At 37.5% G+C, this 17722-nt stretch carries 16 protein-coding genes; 11 read left to right on the top strand and 5 right to left on the bottom strand.

What is annotated here, in order from left to right; translation table 11 throughout:
* Positions 1-759: 759 nt before the first annotated feature.
* The 4 genes from H9631_RS18045 to H9631_RS18030 form a co-directional block, all read right to left on the bottom strand.
* A complete protein-coding gene (locus H9631_RS18045) occupies positions 760-993 on the bottom strand; it encodes a hypothetical protein (RefSeq protein ID WP_191815290.1) in 234 nt (77 codons plus the stop codon).
* A gap of 219 nt (positions 994-1212) precedes the next feature.
* The gene (locus H9631_RS18040) at positions 1213-1785 is read right to left on the bottom strand and encodes a hypothetical protein (RefSeq protein WP_191815288.1); all 573 of its coding nucleotides are present in this window, start codon (positions 1783-1785) and stop codon (positions 1213-1215) included.
* A 205-nt stretch (positions 1786-1990) separates the two neighbouring features.
* Positions 1991-2428: a hypothetical protein gene (locus H9631_RS18035; protein WP_191815286.1), complete on the bottom strand. Its 438-nt coding sequence runs from the start codon at positions 2426-2428 to the stop codon at positions 1991-1993.
* A 208-nt stretch (positions 2429-2636) separates the two neighbouring features.
* Positions 2637-3251, bottom strand: coding sequence for a TetR/AcrR family transcriptional regulator (locus H9631_RS18030; protein WP_191815284.1), 615 nt, complete (start codon positions 3249-3251; stop codon positions 2637-2639).
* A gap of 84 nt (positions 3252-3335) precedes the next feature.
* On the opposite strand from H9631_RS18030, the gene H9631_RS18025 reads away from it, so the two are divergent.
* From H9631_RS18025 to H9631_RS17995, 7 genes are all read left to right on the top strand, one after another.
* A complete protein-coding gene (locus H9631_RS18025) occupies positions 3336-3869 on the top strand; it encodes a hypothetical protein (RefSeq protein ID WP_191815282.1) in 534 nt (177 codons plus the stop codon).
* A gap of 561 nt (positions 3870-4430) precedes the next feature.
* On the top strand, positions 4431-4943 hold the full coding sequence (locus H9631_RS18020) for an HXXEE domain-containing protein (RefSeq protein WP_191815280.1): 513 nt from the start codon (positions 4431-4433) through the stop codon (positions 4941-4943).
* A gap of 186 nt (positions 4944-5129) precedes the next feature.
* A complete protein-coding gene (locus tag H9631_RS18015; protein WP_225221139.1) occupies positions 5130-5675 on the top strand; it encodes an RNA polymerase sigma factor in 546 nt (181 codons plus the stop codon).
* The gene (locus H9631_RS18010) at positions 5665-6450 is read left to right on the top strand and encodes an ABC transporter ATP-binding protein (RefSeq protein ID WP_404801756.1); all 786 of its coding nucleotides are present in this window, start codon (positions 5665-5667) and stop codon (positions 6448-6450) included. The genes H9631_RS18015 and H9631_RS18010 overlap by 11 nt, the downstream gene beginning before the upstream one ends.
* On the top strand, positions 6450-8831 hold the full coding sequence (locus H9631_RS18005) for an ABC transporter permease (protein WP_191815275.1): 2382 nt from the start codon (positions 6450-6452) through the stop codon (positions 8829-8831). The genes H9631_RS18010 and H9631_RS18005 overlap by 1 nt, the downstream gene beginning before the upstream one ends.
* Positions 8832-9050: 219 nt before the next feature.
* A complete protein-coding gene (locus H9631_RS18000) occupies positions 9051-10310 on the top strand; it encodes a hypothetical protein (protein WP_191815273.1) in 1260 nt (419 codons plus the stop codon).
* An 813-nt stretch (positions 10311-11123) separates the two neighbouring features.
* Complete coding sequence (locus H9631_RS17995; RefSeq protein WP_191815271.1) at positions 11124-12173, top strand: 2,3-butanediol dehydrogenase; 1050 nt, start codon at positions 11124-11126, stop codon at positions 12171-12173.
* Between the two features lie 224 nt (positions 12174-12397).
* Here the strand turns inward: H9631_RS17995 and H9631_RS17990 are convergent, their stop codons facing one another.
* Positions 12398-13570, bottom strand: coding sequence for a multidrug effflux MFS transporter (locus H9631_RS17990; protein ID WP_191815269.1), 1173 nt, complete (start codon positions 13568-13570; stop codon positions 12398-12400).
* A gap of 394 nt (positions 13571-13964) precedes the next feature.
* On the opposite strand from H9631_RS17990, the gene H9631_RS17985 reads away from it, so the two are divergent.
* The 4 genes from H9631_RS17985 to yunB all read left to right on the top strand — a co-directional run bounded on the left by H9631_RS17985 (position 13965) and on the right by yunB (position 17694).
* Complete coding sequence (locus tag H9631_RS17985; protein ID WP_191815267.1) at positions 13965-14807, top strand: DUF72 domain-containing protein; 843 nt, start codon at positions 13965-13967, stop codon at positions 14805-14807.
* A gap of 81 nt (positions 14808-14888) precedes the next feature.
* Positions 14889-16259, top strand: a complete 1371-nt coding sequence (locus H9631_RS17980; protein ID WP_191815266.1) for a bifunctional metallophosphatase/5'-nucleotidase — start codon at positions 14889-14891, stop codon at positions 16257-16259.
* Positions 16260-16523: 264 nt separating this feature from the next.
* Complete coding sequence (locus H9631_RS17975; RefSeq protein ID WP_191815264.1) at positions 16524-16826, top strand: YunC family protein; 303 nt, start codon at positions 16524-16526, stop codon at positions 16824-16826.
* A 100-nt stretch (positions 16827-16926) separates the two neighbouring features.
* Positions 16927-17694, top strand: coding sequence for a sporulation protein YunB (gene yunB, locus H9631_RS17970; RefSeq protein ID WP_191815262.1), 768 nt, complete (start codon positions 16927-16929; stop codon positions 17692-17694).
* The last annotated feature ends 28 nt before the right edge of the window (positions 17695-17722 follow it).

The following is a 17722-nucleotide window of genomic DNA, read 5'->3' as shown; positions in this document are numbered from 1 at the left end:
GAAAAACATAAGAATAGACGGCTGTTTGGCATGCGCACCGAAAAGGTGCGCTTATTTTATTTATATTTCGGGCTTACGGAAGAGGACTCAATCTCATTCTTCCAGAAAGATTCTTTCTACAATTAATTCATTTTGTTTACCTAATTCGTAACAGGTCATCGTTAAGGCTAATTGTTCTGTAAGATTTTTTTAGCTGTTGGTATTTGTCCATCTAAGAGCCAGTGCTTCACTGATTCTAAGGCTTCTTTGTTTTAAAAAATACATACAGCAGATATCTATTGAATCCTTGATACGGGTATGTCTCCATAAAGTTAACCAGCTGGTTCAAAGCGTTTAAAGAATACTGTTCTTATTGCCACATAGTGAAAAATACTTTTCAGAACGGATAAGTATTACATATGAAGACAATTGTTCTCTTGATCGTCTCCATTTCAAAATACAGATTCAACCATTTTTGTATATATGATCGCTTACCCTCATGCTTTTTCAAAAATAAGGTAAACTCTGCAATCTGACTATCGCTTCATATCTAAAAGAGGGGGCTATTAGCTAGTTTTCCTTATGCAGATTCACTATTTAAGAAGAGCATTTCAATCAGATATGAAAGTAGCGAAGCAAAAAAACTGGTGATTATGGGCATTAAAAATATATGTCTTGGGTGTTTTTCAAAAGAGCTGAATTCATTGAGTGAAGATTGTTAAACAGAGTGGAAATTAAGATTAGTTTAATTGAACATTGTGGAGAAAAAAAGGGGGGCGGTTACTCCCCGAGGAGATCCGCCTTGGTGACAGTGCCATCCGAAGTTAGTCGGTATGTGCCCAGCACAACAGGATTAGCCTGAATCAGACCTGCACGCATTAAGTCTTTAAGAGGCTGATTTACGTTGGATGGATCGTTACCATCTTTTGAAAGCTGGTCGGCTATCTGTATTGGTGTCTGCCAATCAGTGGTTAACGCAAGTAACACAGACCGTTGATCTGGGGTCAAGTTCATACTTGTTACCTCCTTAATTTCTAAAAACCAATTATATATTGCCATTTTACAAAAAAATGTCGCAGTTCGAAATAACAAGGTGGCAATCCCGTGTAATAAATGTGGCGAAGGAGGGAACAGAGTGTAAATTAGAGGCTCTGCTTGCCTCTAATTTCAACAGTCAATAGACTTCCCGTGGATGAATTTCTGTACAATTGAACGCCGCTTTTCATGATCTTTTTAAATTTTATTTAAAAAGTCAAATTTATTTAGGCTGTCTAAATAGTAGTGAAAATCTTCCACTTCCACAGTATTTTTACTCTTATTCTGTTCGTGAATAACTCCATAAGTAAGGGCGTTTAGATAACGACTAAGTCTTCTACAGTCTGCACGCATATCCCAGCAACTAACATACTTGTTATCTTTAGATTCGAGCACAAGGGTTATCCTACGTCCTTCTTGCCAGTCAATCCCCCACTGAACAAATTCTTCTTCACCTGGTGTTACATTAGACCAATCAAATGGGTACTTTTTGTTATCTTCAATCTCTTCTTGATGTTCTCTTTTTTCTTTTGGGGTAAAAAGAGAAGTTAGAGTTTGAGGATCTATGATATTAAGAGCTGCAAACACGTAATTGTGATCTACTTGATCGCTTCCCTCGAGATCTAGTACCTTTTCCTTTGGAATTTCGTCAGCCTTAAATTTTTCTATTATTATTTTTAGGACTTCCTCTTTATTGAAAAGCAATTGAGTCTTAAGCTTTTCATACTTATCAGATAGCCTAGAAAAATAACTTATATTTGAAGCGCTCATTTCACTCGACCATCATGAGAAGCATGCATATTTGATTTTTTCTGATGTGGATGCCAGAGATTATATCTACCTCTAATTTCTTTTTGGCTTGTCATTTTAATTCACCCTTTTAATTTAGTGGTATATATAAAACAGTCCGGCGCTGACCAGGCTTTACTATTGTTATTATTACAGAAATCCAGTTGCGATTTTCAAAATCCAAAGATTATTTACCGACAGTAAAAGTCTCTTCAAATTGTATGTTTTTTTCCTCCCAAATCAAATCTACAATATATTTTTGCGGGTGATTATTCATTGCATAAATTTCTCCCATTTCATAGGTTTTACCAGGACCTAATTCAGAAGTTTCCCGTGGAAAAATAACTTTTGCATCTTTTTTGAAGGGGTGAGTAACATTAATTTCAACAAGTGTCGTTGTTTTCCCTGTATTTTTTACTTTTATTTTATAGGCTTGATAAAGATCAGGCTCTTTTGATTTTTGTTGCTCTAATTCAACTGACCAACTAGCCTTTGATTCAATTATTTTTGTTTGCTCGACTTTATTACCGGCATTAATGTTCTTTAAGTGTAAACATCCAATAAACGAGAGAAGAATGATTATAAGTATAATCACATTTTTTTTTATACATGTGAATCCCTCCATATTTTTGAATATATCTATCATAGAGACTTATTATTACATAAAACTTTTTCATTGTGGTTCTTAATGAAAACAGATGTTTGATAGATGATGTGCTCGGCTTTTTGAAACGTGAAGTAGGGATCAGTCAGAAATTTGAATTACAGGCATAATGTCAGTACTTCATAAAAGTAATGCTGCTACAGATTCAGTAATAAAAACAAAAGAACCTCTATCCATTTTCAGAGGTTCTTTCTGCTTTACATATTGATTTTAGATGGCCAGTTACGATTTTCTCCATTAAATCGGGGGTAACCTGCCCTGGTTCAAGTGTGCCATGGATGGCCAAGCCGTCAATGAGTGCGTATAATCTTTCTGTTTCGAGTTCAGTATTCAAATCAGGAAGGGCGAGCCCTTGATCCACTAGAGAATTGATGATAAGTGCCATAACGGATCTTAATTCCCTGTACACTTGTTGGCTGAGGGAAAGAAGGGATTTGTCCGATAAGGATTTGGCCGTAAATGCAAACCACACCTCTCCTTCAAATCTTTTTTCTTCATCCATGGGCAGCAATTCTTTCAGTAAAAGCTTCATGCTCTCCCGTGGAGGACCGGAAAAAGAAATGCTTCTGATTCGTTCTTTCACCCTTTCTGAAACAAGATTCATGGAGAACGCAAACAACTCGGACTGTGAAGAGAAATAGTACCGCAGAGAGCCAACAGACATCCCGGCTTCTTCGGCAATCTTGCGTACGGTTGCCTGCTCCATGCCTTCTTCCCTGATGACCCTCCAGGCAGCTTCAGCAACTCTTTGTTTTTGTTTTTCGTGATCAACGATTTTTGGCATATTTTGATTATATCATGGTTGATTTTTTTAATACATACGTGTTAAATTATTTTTAATACGTTTGTATTAAAAAGGAAGTGTAAAATGATTGGCTGGTTAATCATTGGTTGTGAAATAGGATTTTGGATATTTGTCATTGCGGGCTTGTTTACCCGTTATATGTTGAAAAGAAAGAAGCTGGGCGGATATTTGTTGCTCTGTACTCCGATTGTTGACTTGATTTTGATCGCTGCTACCGTGGTGGATTTGAAAAATGGGGCTGTGGCAGATATATTCCATTCACTAGCAGCGATATATATTGGCGTAACAGTGGGATTCGGCAAGAGGATGATTCATTGGGCGGATGAACGATTCGCATACACTTTTGCTGGTGGGCCAAAACCAAAGAAAGCTCCGCGAGGAGGGAAAGAACACGCTCGAAATGAACGAAATGGCTGGTATCGCCACTTGCTCTCATGGGTGATAGGTTGCTCTTTATTGTTGGCAATGACTGCATTTGTTGGTGATTCATCAAGGACAAAGGCTTTGTTAGATTTCATCCCGCGCTGGGGATTCTTTCTGGCTATTGATTTTATTTGGAGCTTTAGCTATACTCTTTGGCCTAAAAAAGATAAATAGTTTGCTAGGCTTTTCTATGAATCTGGAAAAAGGCTGAATTATCTCGTATGAAAATAGCATCATCATCCCGTTGTTTCGGTTTGCAAAGGGGAGGTAAAGAAACTTAACAGCAAAATAGTTCAGTCGATATATAAGTGTTGATGGTCCCTGGCAGAAATTCCGATTGGGGGCCTTATACTAGAGGAAGTTTCTCGAATAGTTTAGGTTTTGAGCAATTACCAAGGAGCTTGTGGAAAAAGTTCGTCATGAAAGTATACTATGGCGTTCCTCATGGCTCTTTTTGTTTTGTTCAATGGTATTGTGGGAGGAATAGGAGCATGAGGAGCGACTGTGATTGCTTAATACCAATTCAAATAATTCCATCACTCATGATAATTTATGTAGCCTAAAAGATCAATGACTTAGCTGTTAAACCACATTGGGAACCTAAATAAGTAAGAAGTATATAGGGAAAATCTACAACAAGCCAGAAATTAGTAGAACATTTTTGTAAATCTGTTAGAGTATGTGGTATTTGTTTAAAGATGATATCAAGGAAATATTACACTAGAGGTGATAATAATGGATATAGATTTTGTAGTTTGGTCTTTTTTAATTATTTTTATGCTCCACAATTTTGAAGAAATTATCATGATTGAAAGGTGGTTTAATGAATCGTATCCCCGTATTCGTGAACGAATACCCTCGTTTGCTAAAAAAGAATTGGATAAGTTTGGAACTATGACCTCGGCTCAGTTTTCTGCGGCTGTATGTGTAATTTTTATCGTAGCATCCGCTCTAATTTTAATAACAATAATGACAAAACAGTATTACCTATTCATCGGTTTAAATATTTTTTTTGCCTTAAATATTTTTACTCATCCTGTTCAATCTATATTTCTAAGAAGTTACGTTCCAGGGGTATGGACAACCTTGTTAATTATTATTCCATATAATATTTTATTTTTTTACCAGCTACATCTTAAAGGAATCTTAAATGCAGGCACTCTTTTAAATGCCTTAATCGTAACGATATTACTGATACCAGTATTGTTGATAAGTCACAAAATTGCAGAAAAGTGGACCCTAAGGTAAATTGAGGATTTCCAAAAGGGAATCCGAATAACGTTTTTTGAAGTTAGAAGAAGTTGTGTTTCTATTTTTCTTTAATAATTTTGCGGCCGACAGCTCCCTTCCCTAACTAACAAAATGTATTAATATTGCCGATTTCTGAATCGTTTTGCCAAAGTAATGTGTCTAATAGGTAGAGAGGGTGAAGAAATGGAACGGGTGAAGGAAGTACAACCGGGTAATAGTCTGGCATTTGAATCTTTAATCCGAAAAGAGCAGGAGAAGCTATACCGTATAATTTTTGCATATGTACAAAATGAAGGTGATGCGATAGAAGTATATCAACAAGCAGTACTGCGGGCTTTTGAGAAGATTGATCAATTAAAAGAACCGGCATATTATTCGACTTGGATAATTCGTATTGCTATTAATCTGAGTATTACATATATGAAAAAAAGAAATAGAGAGCAAGCAGTTGAACCAGAAGTCTTTTCTTCATTAGGGACCGATGAAAAATTAATGGATGAGCGTATAGATTTATGGCAGGCATTACAGACATTGCCGAATCATTATAAAACGGCGCTGTTATTACGCTTTTATCATGACTATACTGTGCCTCAAATAGCAGAAATCGTTGAACTGCCCATTGGTACAACTAAAACGCATATTCGTCGGGGACTACAAGCATTACGAAAGCAGTTGAAGGGGGCTTATAATGATGAGTGGGCAAAATCCGTTGAAGAGAATGTTGAATGATATTCCGGTCCCAAAAGACAAGTTGGAGGAAGTACTGAGAGTTGAAGGATTAACAAAGATATTTAATAATTCATCACACCAAATACGAGCATTAAATCAAGTGAATTTCACATTGTATGAGGGTGAAAGGGTAGCAATAATGGGGACAAGTGGATCAGGAAAAAGTACATTACTTAACATGCTAAGTGCGATTGATGCTCCGACGAGTGGTAAAATGATATTGTTTGGTGAAGATGCAAATATTTATCAAGAGCCAGAAGCTACGATTTATCGACGTAATCATATCGGATTTATTTTTCAATCTTTTGAACTTCTAGAGGATTTGAACGTGATGGATAATGTGGCTATGCCGCTTATTTTAAAAGGGGTACTAAGTAAGGAAATTGAGGAATTAGTCCAAGAAGTGTTAGCTCAAGTTGATATGACAAAGTGGAGTACGCATTTACCATCAGAATTATCCGGAGGACAGAAGCAGCGTGTAGCTATCGCACGAGCTCTTATTGCTAAACCGCCAATATTGTTAGCAGACGAACCAACTGGTGCACTTGATTTTAATACCACGAATGATATTTTAAATTTGCTAGTACAATTAAATGAAGAACTTTGCCAAACAATGGTGATTGTTACGCATGATGCTAATGTGGCAACATATGCGGATCGTGTATTATTCTTTCATGACGGACAAATTGTTGATCACTATATAAACGAAAAAAATGAATATGATTTAGGACACATCCTAGAGAAATTTAAAAGCATAGCTCGAGGTGATGAATGATGTTTAATCTACGAACCATCGCCTTAAAACTTTTTCGGGCAGGAAAAATGCAGGTAATCACCAGCATCATTACAGTTGCAGTTGCTATCGCCCTTGTTGTGATGATATGTACATATGGATTTAGCGCAAAAGCAAAGTTAGATGCTGATATATATGAACTCTATGGTAATAGTGATATTGAGTTTGGTTTTGATATGGATGTAGAGAGCTATTTGGATACGGAATTACTTGGCAAAGTAGAAAGCCTTGCTGAAATAAAGTCTGTCGCACCTGTTCTATTGGAGCCTGAGGTTTATTTGGAAGGTGTCGATGTTCGTTTATTAGGGGTAAAGAATGATCAGTTGACTAAAAGTCGTTTTCATTTCTCACGAGATATTCACCAGAATGAGATCATTGTGAGTGATCGTCTATTACAAACATTAGAAAAGTCTACTGGTGACAAGCTGTCTATTGAGAATAGAAAATTTACAATTATAGATACACTTCCGGTTGAAGAGTTCAATATAGCATACATTTCTCATCCTGATATGAAAGCAATGTATCCTCATATGGGTGAAGGGAAGTTTGCATTAGTTCAAACCATTCCAGACATAGAAGAAAATGTGGGGACGACTATTGCTAAAATGGATGAGCGCTTACGTGTTGATTTATTAAATGAATCGGAATTTGTCCAGGAAAATATTGAAAGTCTCATCGTATTTATTATTGTCTTAACCCTGTTTGTCTTATTGATTACAGGGACATTATTACTATCAAATTTCCGAATTATTTTTACTAAGCTTCAAACACAATTTATGCGTCTTCGTGCAATAGGTGCCACTATGAAGCAAATTGCAATAATCGTATTCACTCAATTAACTGCAATTATAGTAATAGGTATAGTAATGGGAACATTCATTGGGGTTACTATGATGAAATTTGGCTTGAATGCAGTTATCCAATTATTAGACTTACCTCCTATTGAGACAACGATCCCTCTAACGACCGTGGGAGGTATCGCACTTTCAAGTTTTTTAGTATTACAATTATTCGTAGGATGGCAAGTATGGAAATGCTCAAAAATGTTACCAATGCAAATGAAACAACAAGAAAAGCGCACGGTTTGGACGAAAACAAAAAGTTTAATCAGCGGGGGAATAGCAATTGTTGCTATTTTACTATTACTGATAGGATATCAAGTGAATGGACCAATTCAGAGTTTAATTGGCACAGCGGTATTAACTGCATTATCGATTTATCTACTACCCTGTGTATTCCAATTACTGTTAAAACATTCGTTATCACTTTCAAGAAAAATTTGTGGTAAAAATATGTATTTAGCGTTACAGCAGCTAATGCCTCAGATACGAAAAAATAAGTCAGCCATTTTAACGATTATAAGTGTGATGGTTATTCTAGTATTTTGTACCGCAACGATGAAAAGTATAGCTAGTTCAGGTGAAAATTTTATTGAAGAGCAATTTCAAACAGAAGTGTATGGTACATATGATTTAGCGGATATTACTGGGGAACAAACACTAGAAATGTTAGCTGACATAAAGTCGTTAGAGGGAGTGCGAAATGTATATGCTAATAGTGAGATTTTAAGTTTAGAAATTGATTTATCTGATAAAACCACCTATGCGGATATCAGGGCAACAAACTTTTCGCAACTAGAGGAAACGACTCGCACTACAGGTGCGATTGTGAAAGCAAGCTTTGCCAAAAAACATCAAATCAAAAAAGGTGATCAACTACCGTTAATTGATAGTATTCATAATAAAAGACTTGAACCTATAGTTGTTCATGCAATTTCTAATAATGAAAACTTATTCCGTTATAATGATATAATAGTTGATTGGTCATCACCAATGGCGGAGTTTTTAGCTCTAGATGAAGTATTTGTCGATGCTGATGATACCGATATTCTCCAACCTATCATAAAGAAAAGGCCTGCATTGCATTTTACAACGAAAACGGCTGCGCTCAAGGAAGAAGAAAAGATGTTTCAACAACGTTTTGCATTGATTACAGGTACACTGGTGATTTTACTGTTGGCTTCAACATTTGGGGTATTACAAACATTAGGCAATAACATATTGCAACGGAAACGTGACTATCGAATTAAACGTTTATTAGGTTTAACAGAAAATGGAATGATGTTTGTTATTATGATACAGTCACTTACTTTTACTTTATATGGTGTAATTTTTGGGCTGGCCTTTGGTATTTTCTTTACCAAATTATTTTGGTTATCTCTTGATCCAACGACTCACACATTAGTTGATACGACGGCAATATTATTTGCAGCGTCCATCATACTTTTACTGACGTTGATTTCTTTTGCAGTACAGGGTTATATTCTGAGTCGGCGGCCTTTACTGCCTTTAACCGAGGATTAAATAACGATATCTATTATTCTTAGGTGGGTCGAAAATAACGTTAATGAGGAGATAGAGTGAAGATAGTGGCAAGCGAGTTTATGCAAGTAAAATGGTAAGTTATTTTATACATTATTAGCATTTCTGAGGTCGAAGAAAGTTACATTTCTCATTGCTAATTTATTATGAAGGCGTTCTTTTCCATTATTTTGAGGGAGAGTAGAAACGGAGGCAGCAAAAATGGACGACAGAATAAAGGAATTTATCCGTGGACTGAGAGAAAAATTCGGATTGGATTCATATGATTTGGTGAGGTATAATCTTGGGCGGACTGTAAATATTTTTAATGAAACTCTTTATACATTGAGTACAGAATGGGTTCCGCAGCATATTCCTATTCCGGAGGATGATTTAAATCCAGATGGGACAGCAGTGATTGAGCTGGATTTAAATAATGGGAAAGTGAAAAGTGTGATTTTCGTTGGAGGGAAGTCTTTCGCAAAAAGTGTTTTGTTTGATCATCTTGATACAAAGACTATTGTCCAATGGATTGAGAAGGAGACAGGTCTTACATATCAACAGCATTTCCAATTGCAGAAGGAAGGGGATAGGGAATTCTTGTTTCGAGAGTGCATAGATGGTGTTGATGTTTCACCTTCGGGAATGATTGAGGTTAGCTTTGATGCTGAGGGGAAACTTACTATGTTTACTGTACATGGTCAATTTCCAGCACAACAACAAATAAGAAAAGAAATTTACAATCTTTCGCTTGAAAAGATTGATGATGTGATAAAGGCGCAATTACAATTGATTGAATTTCCAGTTGACGCAAAGAAACAGCTTGTTCCGATATATGGTTTAGAGGAAGCATATATTACGAATGATCAAACCAAGATCATCCCATTTGAATTTATTGTAAACTCTTATGCTACAGTCGATAAAATAATGTCTTGGGATACCTCTCTCGATGAGCCATTTGTAAGAAAAGAAATTCAGCTCTTGGAGGAGATAACGATAGAGGAAGCATCTTCTAGAGAGCCAAGCCCTGAAGCATTTCCAATTACAAAAGAAGAACAAGAAAAATGTATCACGGCAGTCGACAATTTTTTAAGACAAGAATATCCTCAAGATGCAGATAAGTGGATTCTCAAAACCTTACATCGTCATAAACAATATGTCTACGCAACCTTAAAGATGGAGAAACAGGATAATCGTATATTTCAAAGGAAAATGACAGTGATAATTGATTCAAAACATTTTTACGCAGTAAATTATATTGATAATCTGCCGATGTTAGAAATGTTTAATCAATTTCAGAAAGCGGAAACTGCCACAATTGAGAAAGATGTGGCATACGATAAATTAAAGGACAGGTTTGAGTTGAAGCCTTATTATGTTTATGATACTTCACAAGAACAATATATCTTATGCGGAAAATTAGACTGTGTATATGGAGTGAATGCATTAACTGGAGAGGTTATTGCTTTAAACGAATTATAATGCGAAAAGAACTGAAAGGTTGTTTGTAAACAACTTTGTCCCTTGTCCCATCAGTGGCAAGGGACTTCTTTATATTGTATCAAATTGAAAATGATGTAAAGATTTAAAAGTCACAAGCGTTACTTAATAAGTGAAAATTGAAATGTGATGAAAGAAATCGTGTAGAGGCTAGGAGAGTAGATTACGCGATAACTAATTTAGATAATGACAGTCTTTAAGAATATAGACTTAATTGTTGTGTATTCGACATGAATAAATGATGGAAGTATTGGGGAATTTTGGATTGTCCTTTTAACAAGCCCAACGTGGAATTTTGTTCAAAGAAAGGAGAGATCTTGTTAGAAGTATATTGGTTGCTTTTGTTGAGTTGTGTGTTCTGTAAGTACTTTCACTTAATAAGAAATTAACATACGATATTTAAAAAAAGATTCGAAATGAACCATGTTGGACGTGAGTCTTAATTTGTTGAAGAAGGAAAATTTATGTGTTATAATTATCTCGAATTAAAGATAAATGAATTATATGTATTTGCGATTCAAGTGCTTTAATTCGCGCAAAGGGTAATTTTTTGCACCAGATAGTGCTTATCAAGGAGGTCCTGCTGAAAACCAAGTTACTGTGTAACATGTATGGAAGAAACACTGTCTAGTTTTTTTAGTTAGTAGACCAGCTAGCTCAAATGGTGTGGAAAAAGGAGATGTTAGTTCAATAGCAAGTAGAAGGATGTTTAAAAACGATAAATGATGTCTAAACAAGATAGGTAGTTTATTACTTTGTAAGAGTTAAATAAAACTAATATTGGAGGTACTAATGATGAAAGCAGCAGTATGGTATGGTGAAAAAGATATTCGTGTGGAGGAACGCGAGCTTAAACAAATGAAAGATAACGAGGTAACTGTACGTGTCGCTTGGACAGGAATTTGTGGATCAGATTTACATGAATATCAAGAAGGTCCAGTATTTATTCCTGTTGGAGAAGAGCACCCACTAACAGGGCAGCAAGCGCCGCTAACAATGGGGCATGAATTTGCGGGTATAGTAGAAAAAGTAGGTCAAGATGTAACATCTGTAAAAGTTGGTGATCGCGTTGCAATTAATCCAATGTACACTTATGGTAACAAACCAGAAGATGTCGATGCTTATGATGGTTTCCAATTTGTCGGACTAGGTTCAGATGGCGGATTTGCTTCTCATGTTAATTTAGGTGAAAAACACATTTATAAATTGCCTGACAGTATGACGTTACAAGATGGTGCATTAGTAGAGCCTACAGCAGTTGCTGTACAAGCAGTTAAAGAAGCTAACATGCAGTTTGGTGATACAGTAGCAGTATTTGGTGCTGGTCCTATTGGTCTTTTAACTACTATTGCTGCAAAAGCAGCCGGTGCAAGTAAAATCTTTGTATTCGACTTATCTGAGCAGCGTTTGGCGAAAGCAAAAGAGCTTGGTGCAACACATGTTTACAATTCAGGAGAAGTAAACCCTGTTGAAGCGGTAAAAGCAATTGTGCCTGATGGTGTAGATGTTGCATTTGAAGTTGCTGGTGTAGCTCCAACCTTCAAACAAGCGATTGATGTAACGCGTGCTCGTGGTACAATGGTCATAGTCTCTATTTTTGCACGCCCAATCGAATGGAATCCTATGCAATTAACAAATACTGGTGTTAAAGTGACGTCTACAATTGCTTATACACCATCAACATTCCAACAAACAATCGACTTAATGGGTACAGGCCAATTAAAACCACAAGGTATTATTACTTCTAAAATAGAGTTAGATAATATTGTCGAGGAAGGATTCGAGGCATTAACAAACGATAAATCTCAAGCAAAAATTCTAGTTGAATTAAGCGGAGAAATGTAAAACATTTTATGCTTTCTTTACTAAGATAAGGCTTTTTAAAAAACTTTAAAATAAGTCAGGCGAGGCATATTGAAATTGATATGTTTCCGCCTGATTTTTGTTTTTGTTGGTTCATTTCTTTTAAACAACTGGCGAATGAGCAATCGATTTTAGAAGAGGACTAGCGTAAATTAAAAGGATATAACGATGAAAAAAAATGGATCCCATTCGGGACCCATTTTTTTTCATTCTTGTAATCGTGAGCTTATTAACAGCATAATAAGCCCTAGCATTAAAAAATATATCGGCATCGCAAGGACTGTGCCATTATGAAAAATGCTCATACCATAGGTGATAATGCTCACGAGTAAATAATAAATTAGGCTGAATACCGCACCCGCTGAACCAATGACATCTTGAAAGTCAATGAGTGCCAAGCTTAGACAGTTTGGTAAAGCAGTACCCGTACCAAATAAGATAATAAACACACTGACTATCATGGTTGGCAATTGTAATGGTATCGGTAAAAAATGTACCGATGCGGAGAGCAATGTACCGCTGAGCATAATATTTAATCCTCGTATGATAATCTTCTCAGGAGCTATGTGGATAACGAGACGCTTAGACAGCATCGCACCTGTGATAGAAGCTAGTGCAACGATAATGCCCAGAAAACCATACACTGCACTTGTTAGTGGAAAGTATTGTGTAAAAATAAACGGTGCCTCGGCATAATAGCTGAATAATACACCGTTAATACCTCCAATTAATACGCCATAGCGCCATAGACGAGCATTTGTAATCATGCGCTTTATGATCGGCAGCAGCGGCTTCAATTCAATTGAAGAGGGTGCCGTTTCTGGTAAGCGTAAAAAAGCATAGCAAAATACAATAACGCTCATAAGGACCAACACCCAAAACACAATCCGAAAGCCAAAATAATAATCAGTAAATCCGCCGATTAATGGACCAATAGCAGGCGTGAAAGCAAGGGCTGCCGAAATTTGAGCGAACAATTTATGGCGCTCAATGCCAGAAAAACTTTCACGTAAAATGGTTTGTGTTATGACAGAACCAACACTTGCACCAAATGCTTGAATAAAGCGAGCGACTAATAAAACCACCAATTCATTTGCTGCTAAACAAAGCACGTTGCCAATAAAATATAACAATACGCCATAAAGCATAGCCTTGCGACGACCGATTTTATCGGATAGACGCCCAAAGAAAAATACCCCGAATGCAAAAGCGATAAAGTAAACACTCATTGTAAGCTGTACATCACTCATCGATGTTTCAAAGGCTTCCGCAATGGAAGGTAAGGATGGGCTGAAAATAGTTTCGCTAATTTGTGGAAATCCTACTAATACAATTAGTAATAATAAGCTTACTGTTTTGTTTCCGATGTTTTTCTTCAAAATAATCCTCCCTAGCTAAATATAGGTTTGAAAGAAAAACATCGCAGCTTGGGAAAAGGTGGCTTCATGAGTTTAATTTGTTCTAAATCACTCACGAATTCACTTCCTTCCAATAAAAATACGTAAGAAATTCTACCAGCTTTTAAGGAAATATTCAACACCTCCTATTTCAGTGAATAAGAGTGGTTGCTTCAGCTTTTCGCACACTCGGCATTTTATTCTGGGTGTATGAGCCTTTTTTACCGAAGAAGCAAAGATGCTTATTGTAAGGGTGGCGTCTCTGAAAGTTAAAGTCTGATCATCTCGTTTTTTATTTCACTCAAAAGGGAATATAATGAAATGAAGTATTGGTCGATGGACTTTGAATCATGCTACACTGAAAGCAGGTGAGAATATGATTTATATTGGAGTAACTGGATGGGGTGACCATCAAATATACCCGGCTGGAACAGCGACACTCGATAAATTACAGGAATATGGGGCGCATTTTCCAACAGTGGAAGTTGATTCGTCTTTTTATGCGGTTCAATCTGCTGACAATATGGAGAAATGGGTCAAGGATACGCCTGCTGACTTTCGCTTTGTCATCAAGGCTTATCAGGGAATGACGGGGCATCAGCGAGGAGACATTCCATTTGCATCTAAAGAGGAAATGTTTGAAGAGTTTAAAGAATCTCTTGCACCAGTTAAGGATAGCGGAAAGCTTGCGATGGTCCTTTTTCAGTTTCCACCATGGTTTGATTGCAAGAAAGAAAGTGTTGCTTATTTGCGATATTGCCGTGAAAAAATGATTGGATATCCAGTTGCCCTTGAGTTTCGAAACCAGTCCTGGTTTTCAGCCAGATTCCGTTCACAGACATTGGGATTTATGGAGACCGAAGGGTGGATTCACAGCATCTGTGATGAGCCGCAGGCGGGGGAAGGATCAGTTCCAACAGTGCTCCAGGCAACCGATAAGGAAAAAACTCTAGTCCGCATGCACGGAAGGAATACCGCTGCATGGATGAAACCCAATGGAAAAAACTGGCGGGAGGTCCGCTATTTATATCGTTATAATCAAGAGGAATTGCTAGGATGGAAGGAAAATATTCTAAAGCTTCAAAAGCAAACGAAGGATATCTATGTGTTATTCAATAATAATTCCGGTGGCGATGCTGCTGGTAACGCAAAAGAATTTATCCAATTGATGGACATAGAATATGAAGGGCTTGCTGGCAGACAGCTTAATTTGTTTTAATAAGCATTGCTCCATTTCTGAGTGATTGTTGCATGGCGAAAACAGCTTGCGCCTCTCTAATGACTGATAGGAAGTGTACTTGTGAGAGAAAAAATTCATATCTATCATACAAATGATGTCCACAGCCATTTTGAAAAGTGGCCGAGGATCAGGAAATTTTTGAAGGAAAGAAAAGCTTTGCATGAAGCAAATGGAGAAGACGTTTTTATTTTTGATTGCGGTGATTTTGTTGACAGACGGCATTCCTTTACGGAAGGGACCCTTGGAAAAGGGAATGTGGAGTTGTTAAATGACTCAGGATACACCGCAGTCACTATAGGTAATAATGAAGGACTTACATTACCGCATGATGCTTTAAATCAACTATACAGTTCTGCCAAATTTGACGTATTGGCTGCGAATTTATATCTGTCTGGCGGGACTAGGCCTTCATGGGCACTGCCTTACCAAATATATAGAACCTCAAAAGGAACCAAAATAGGTGTTACTGCAGCAACAGCCTATTATCGTCCTTTATACAAATTATTGGGCTGGGAGCTATCTGAACCACTTTCTGAGCTAGAAAGTCAAATTGCCGAATTACAGAAGCAAGTGGACGTCATTATTGTTTTATCCCACTTGGGTATGCATGATGATGAAGTGATTGCGGAAAATAATCCACGTGTTGATTTGATTTTGGGCGGACACACTCATCATGTTTTTATGAATGGAAAGAAAGTAAATCATACTACATTGGGTGCTGCCGGAAGATATGGGGAGTATATCGGTTACATAGAGGCTGAGGTGGATACGGGACCATTTTTATGGAAAAATTATACGGCTACCCTTTTCGAGACAGCCGTTTTGGATAATCCTCCGAATGCCGCAGAATACATTAAAGAGTTAGATGCAATTGGAAAAAATTTGCTGCAAACTGAAGTGGTCACTCTTCCTGAACCGCTGAATTATTCGTGGATGGAACAGTCCGAGCTGCCGGTTATATTGTGTGAAGCCTTATATAAGTGGTGCAAAGCGGATTGTGCACTTGTCAATTCTGGTCTCGTTCTTTCGGCGCTTGAGAAAGGGAAAGTGACAAAATATGATTTGCATCGCATGTTACCGCATCCGATCAATCCATGTGTCGTGGAACTTTCAGGAGCAGAGCTTGAGGAGGTGCTCCTGAAAGCTGAAGAGAGCGCCCTATCTGAGCTAGAGTTTCAAGGGCTTGGATTCAGGGGAGTGATGATGGGAAAATTTGTGTATCATGACATAGAATATAATAAGGTTGGTGGATCGATCAAAATTGCCGGCGAGCCATTGGATCGGGAGAGAATATATAACTTGGCAACCTTAGATATGTTCACTTTTGGTGTATTTCTACCGCCTATAAAAAATGCACGGAAGAAGATCTATTATTTACCGGAGTTTGTCCGAGATTTGATGGAATGGGAATTGAAGAATCGGTATGCTTGATCGGAATATAAAATCAGATAAAATATTTAGTTCGAGTTAAGTTCTTCTATGTCCAGTTGCAGCGATCTAGTTCTTCGAGGTCAAGCTGTGTATCTGTGGTACCTGAAGAACTGCCTCCTTTGCCGCGCTGTCCAAGACGCTTGCGCTTTTCTGACATCAACAAGCCGGTTAATTTTGAACGAGGTTAAAAAATCGTTCTGACCTTCCCCTAGGCAACTAATACGCCCGACTTTCATATAATGTGAATCGGGAGGGGTGGAATGGATGGTAAGTATTGAGCCAGTAATGGTTGAGGGACATATGTTTGTTGCTTCCACTGTTTGTTTACCAAAAACAACGTTATTGACTGTTTCAAATGACAGAGGATATATTATGTGCGGTGCACTTGATGTTGGGTTGTTAAACAGCAAGCTGAAGGATCGGGGAATTATTGCCGGAAGGGCAGTTGGTGTAAGGACGATTGAGCAATTGCTTGATGCACCACTGGAATCTGTAACGATCGCTGCTGAGGAGCTTGGCATTACTCCAGGAACAAAAGGGCGGGAAGCCTTGCTGAAAATGCTTTGACAGAATCTGAAATCTATTCCTAATAAGCACATCAGATATTTAATAAACGTGCGCTAATCCCTTCCTTGTACGCATATGTTTGTATAAGGGGGGATTATTTTTGGCTCGATTTCGTAAACGCAAATACCGGCGGGGGCCGCTGCCTTTCCGTTATGTTCTGTTGATATCTTTTGTTTTTTTTACTTTTTCCACAGCTGCTGGACTGTGGATTGTGAATAAAGGGATAAAACCGACCTTATTAAATTATGCAGAGTCCCAAACTCGAAAAATTGCGCCGATGGTAGTAAGTAAAGCAGTCAAAGACGTTATTCCTGAAGTAAAAGATTTAAGGGAGATTACGGAGATTGTTCCGGATGGAGTTGGTGGAAAGAGTGTTCAGTTCAAGACTGATATTATCAATGAAACTCAGGCGGATATATCTAAAGCAATCCAAATGAATTTGCGGCAAGCAGAAGCAGGAGATCTAGCTGCTTTTTATGAGGAGACAGGTGTACAATTTTCATATGATCAATCTGCCAAAGGGGAAGGAATCGTATATTCATTTCCTTTAGGTCAAGCAACACACAATGCTTTACTGGGGAATCTTGGGCCAAGGATACCGATCAGGTTCACTCCGGTTGGTAGTGTGAACACGAATGTGGAAACGAAGGTGGAGCAATATCCGATCAATAATATGTTTGTAACAGTGTCTGTTCGAGTCAGTGTGAACGTCCAAATTATTATCCCATTTGGCACAGAACAAGCGAAAGTGGAACAAGAAGTGCCTATTGCTATCGGATTATATCCCGGAGATGTCCCTCAATTTTACAATAATAGTGGGACAATGAACCCGTCTATCCAATTTCCAGGTACGCAGAGTACACCATAGTATTGTCAACTATTATTTTTAATGATAT

The organism is Bacillus norwichensis (assembly GCF_014836955.1).
GTDB lineage: Bacteria > Bacillota > Bacilli > Bacillales > Bacillaceae_C > Siminovitchia > Siminovitchia norwichensis.
Note: the sequence above shows the minus strand (reverse complement) of the source record. Positions and strands in the feature narration are given on the sequence as shown.

What these genes read in the sequence shown, in the direction of transcription:
- H9631_RS18045 (WP_191815290.1), bottom strand. Translation starts at nt 993, where the DNA reads ATGAACTTGACCCCAGATCAACGGTCTGTGTTACTTGCGTTAACCACT.
- H9631_RS18040 (WP_191815288.1), bottom strand. Translation starts at nt 1,785, where the DNA reads ATGAGCGCTTCAAATATAAGTTATTTTTCTAGGCTATCTGATAAGTAT.
- H9631_RS18035 (WP_191815286.1), bottom strand. Translation starts at nt 2,428, where the DNA reads ATGGAGGGATTCACATGTATAAAAAAAAATGTGATTATACTTATAATC.
- H9631_RS18030 (WP_191815284.1), bottom strand. Translation starts at nt 3,251, where the DNA reads ATGCCAAAAATCGTTGATCACGAAAAACAAAAACAAAGAGTTGCTGAA.
- H9631_RS18025 (WP_191815282.1), top strand. Translation starts at nt 3,336, where the DNA reads ATGATTGGCTGGTTAATCATTGGTTGTGAAATAGGATTTTGGATATTT.
- H9631_RS18020 (WP_191815280.1), top strand. Translation starts at nt 4,431, where the DNA reads ATGGATATAGATTTTGTAGTTTGGTCTTTTTTAATTATTTTTATGCTC.
- H9631_RS18015 (WP_225221139.1), top strand. Translation starts at nt 5,130, where the DNA reads ATGGAACGGGTGAAGGAAGTACAACCGGGTAATAGTCTGGCATTTGAA.
- H9631_RS18010 (WP_404801756.1), top strand. Translation starts at nt 5,665, where the DNA reads ATGTTGAATGATATTCCGGTCCCAAAAGACAAGTTGGAGGAAGTACTG.
- H9631_RS18005 (WP_191815275.1), top strand. Translation starts at nt 6,450, where the DNA reads ATGTTTAATCTACGAACCATCGCCTTAAAACTTTTTCGGGCAGGAAAA.
- H9631_RS18000 (WP_191815273.1), top strand. Translation starts at nt 9,051, where the DNA reads ATGGACGACAGAATAAAGGAATTTATCCGTGGACTGAGAGAAAAATTC.
- H9631_RS17995 (WP_191815271.1), top strand. Translation starts at nt 11,124, where the DNA reads ATGAAAGCAGCAGTATGGTATGGTGAAAAAGATATTCGTGTGGAGGAA.
- H9631_RS17985 (WP_191815267.1), top strand. Translation starts at nt 13,965, where the DNA reads ATGATTTATATTGGAGTAACTGGATGGGGTGACCATCAAATATACCCG.
- H9631_RS17975 (WP_191815264.1), top strand. Translation starts at nt 16,524, where the DNA reads ATGGTAAGTATTGAGCCAGTAATGGTTGAGGGACATATGTTTGTTGCT.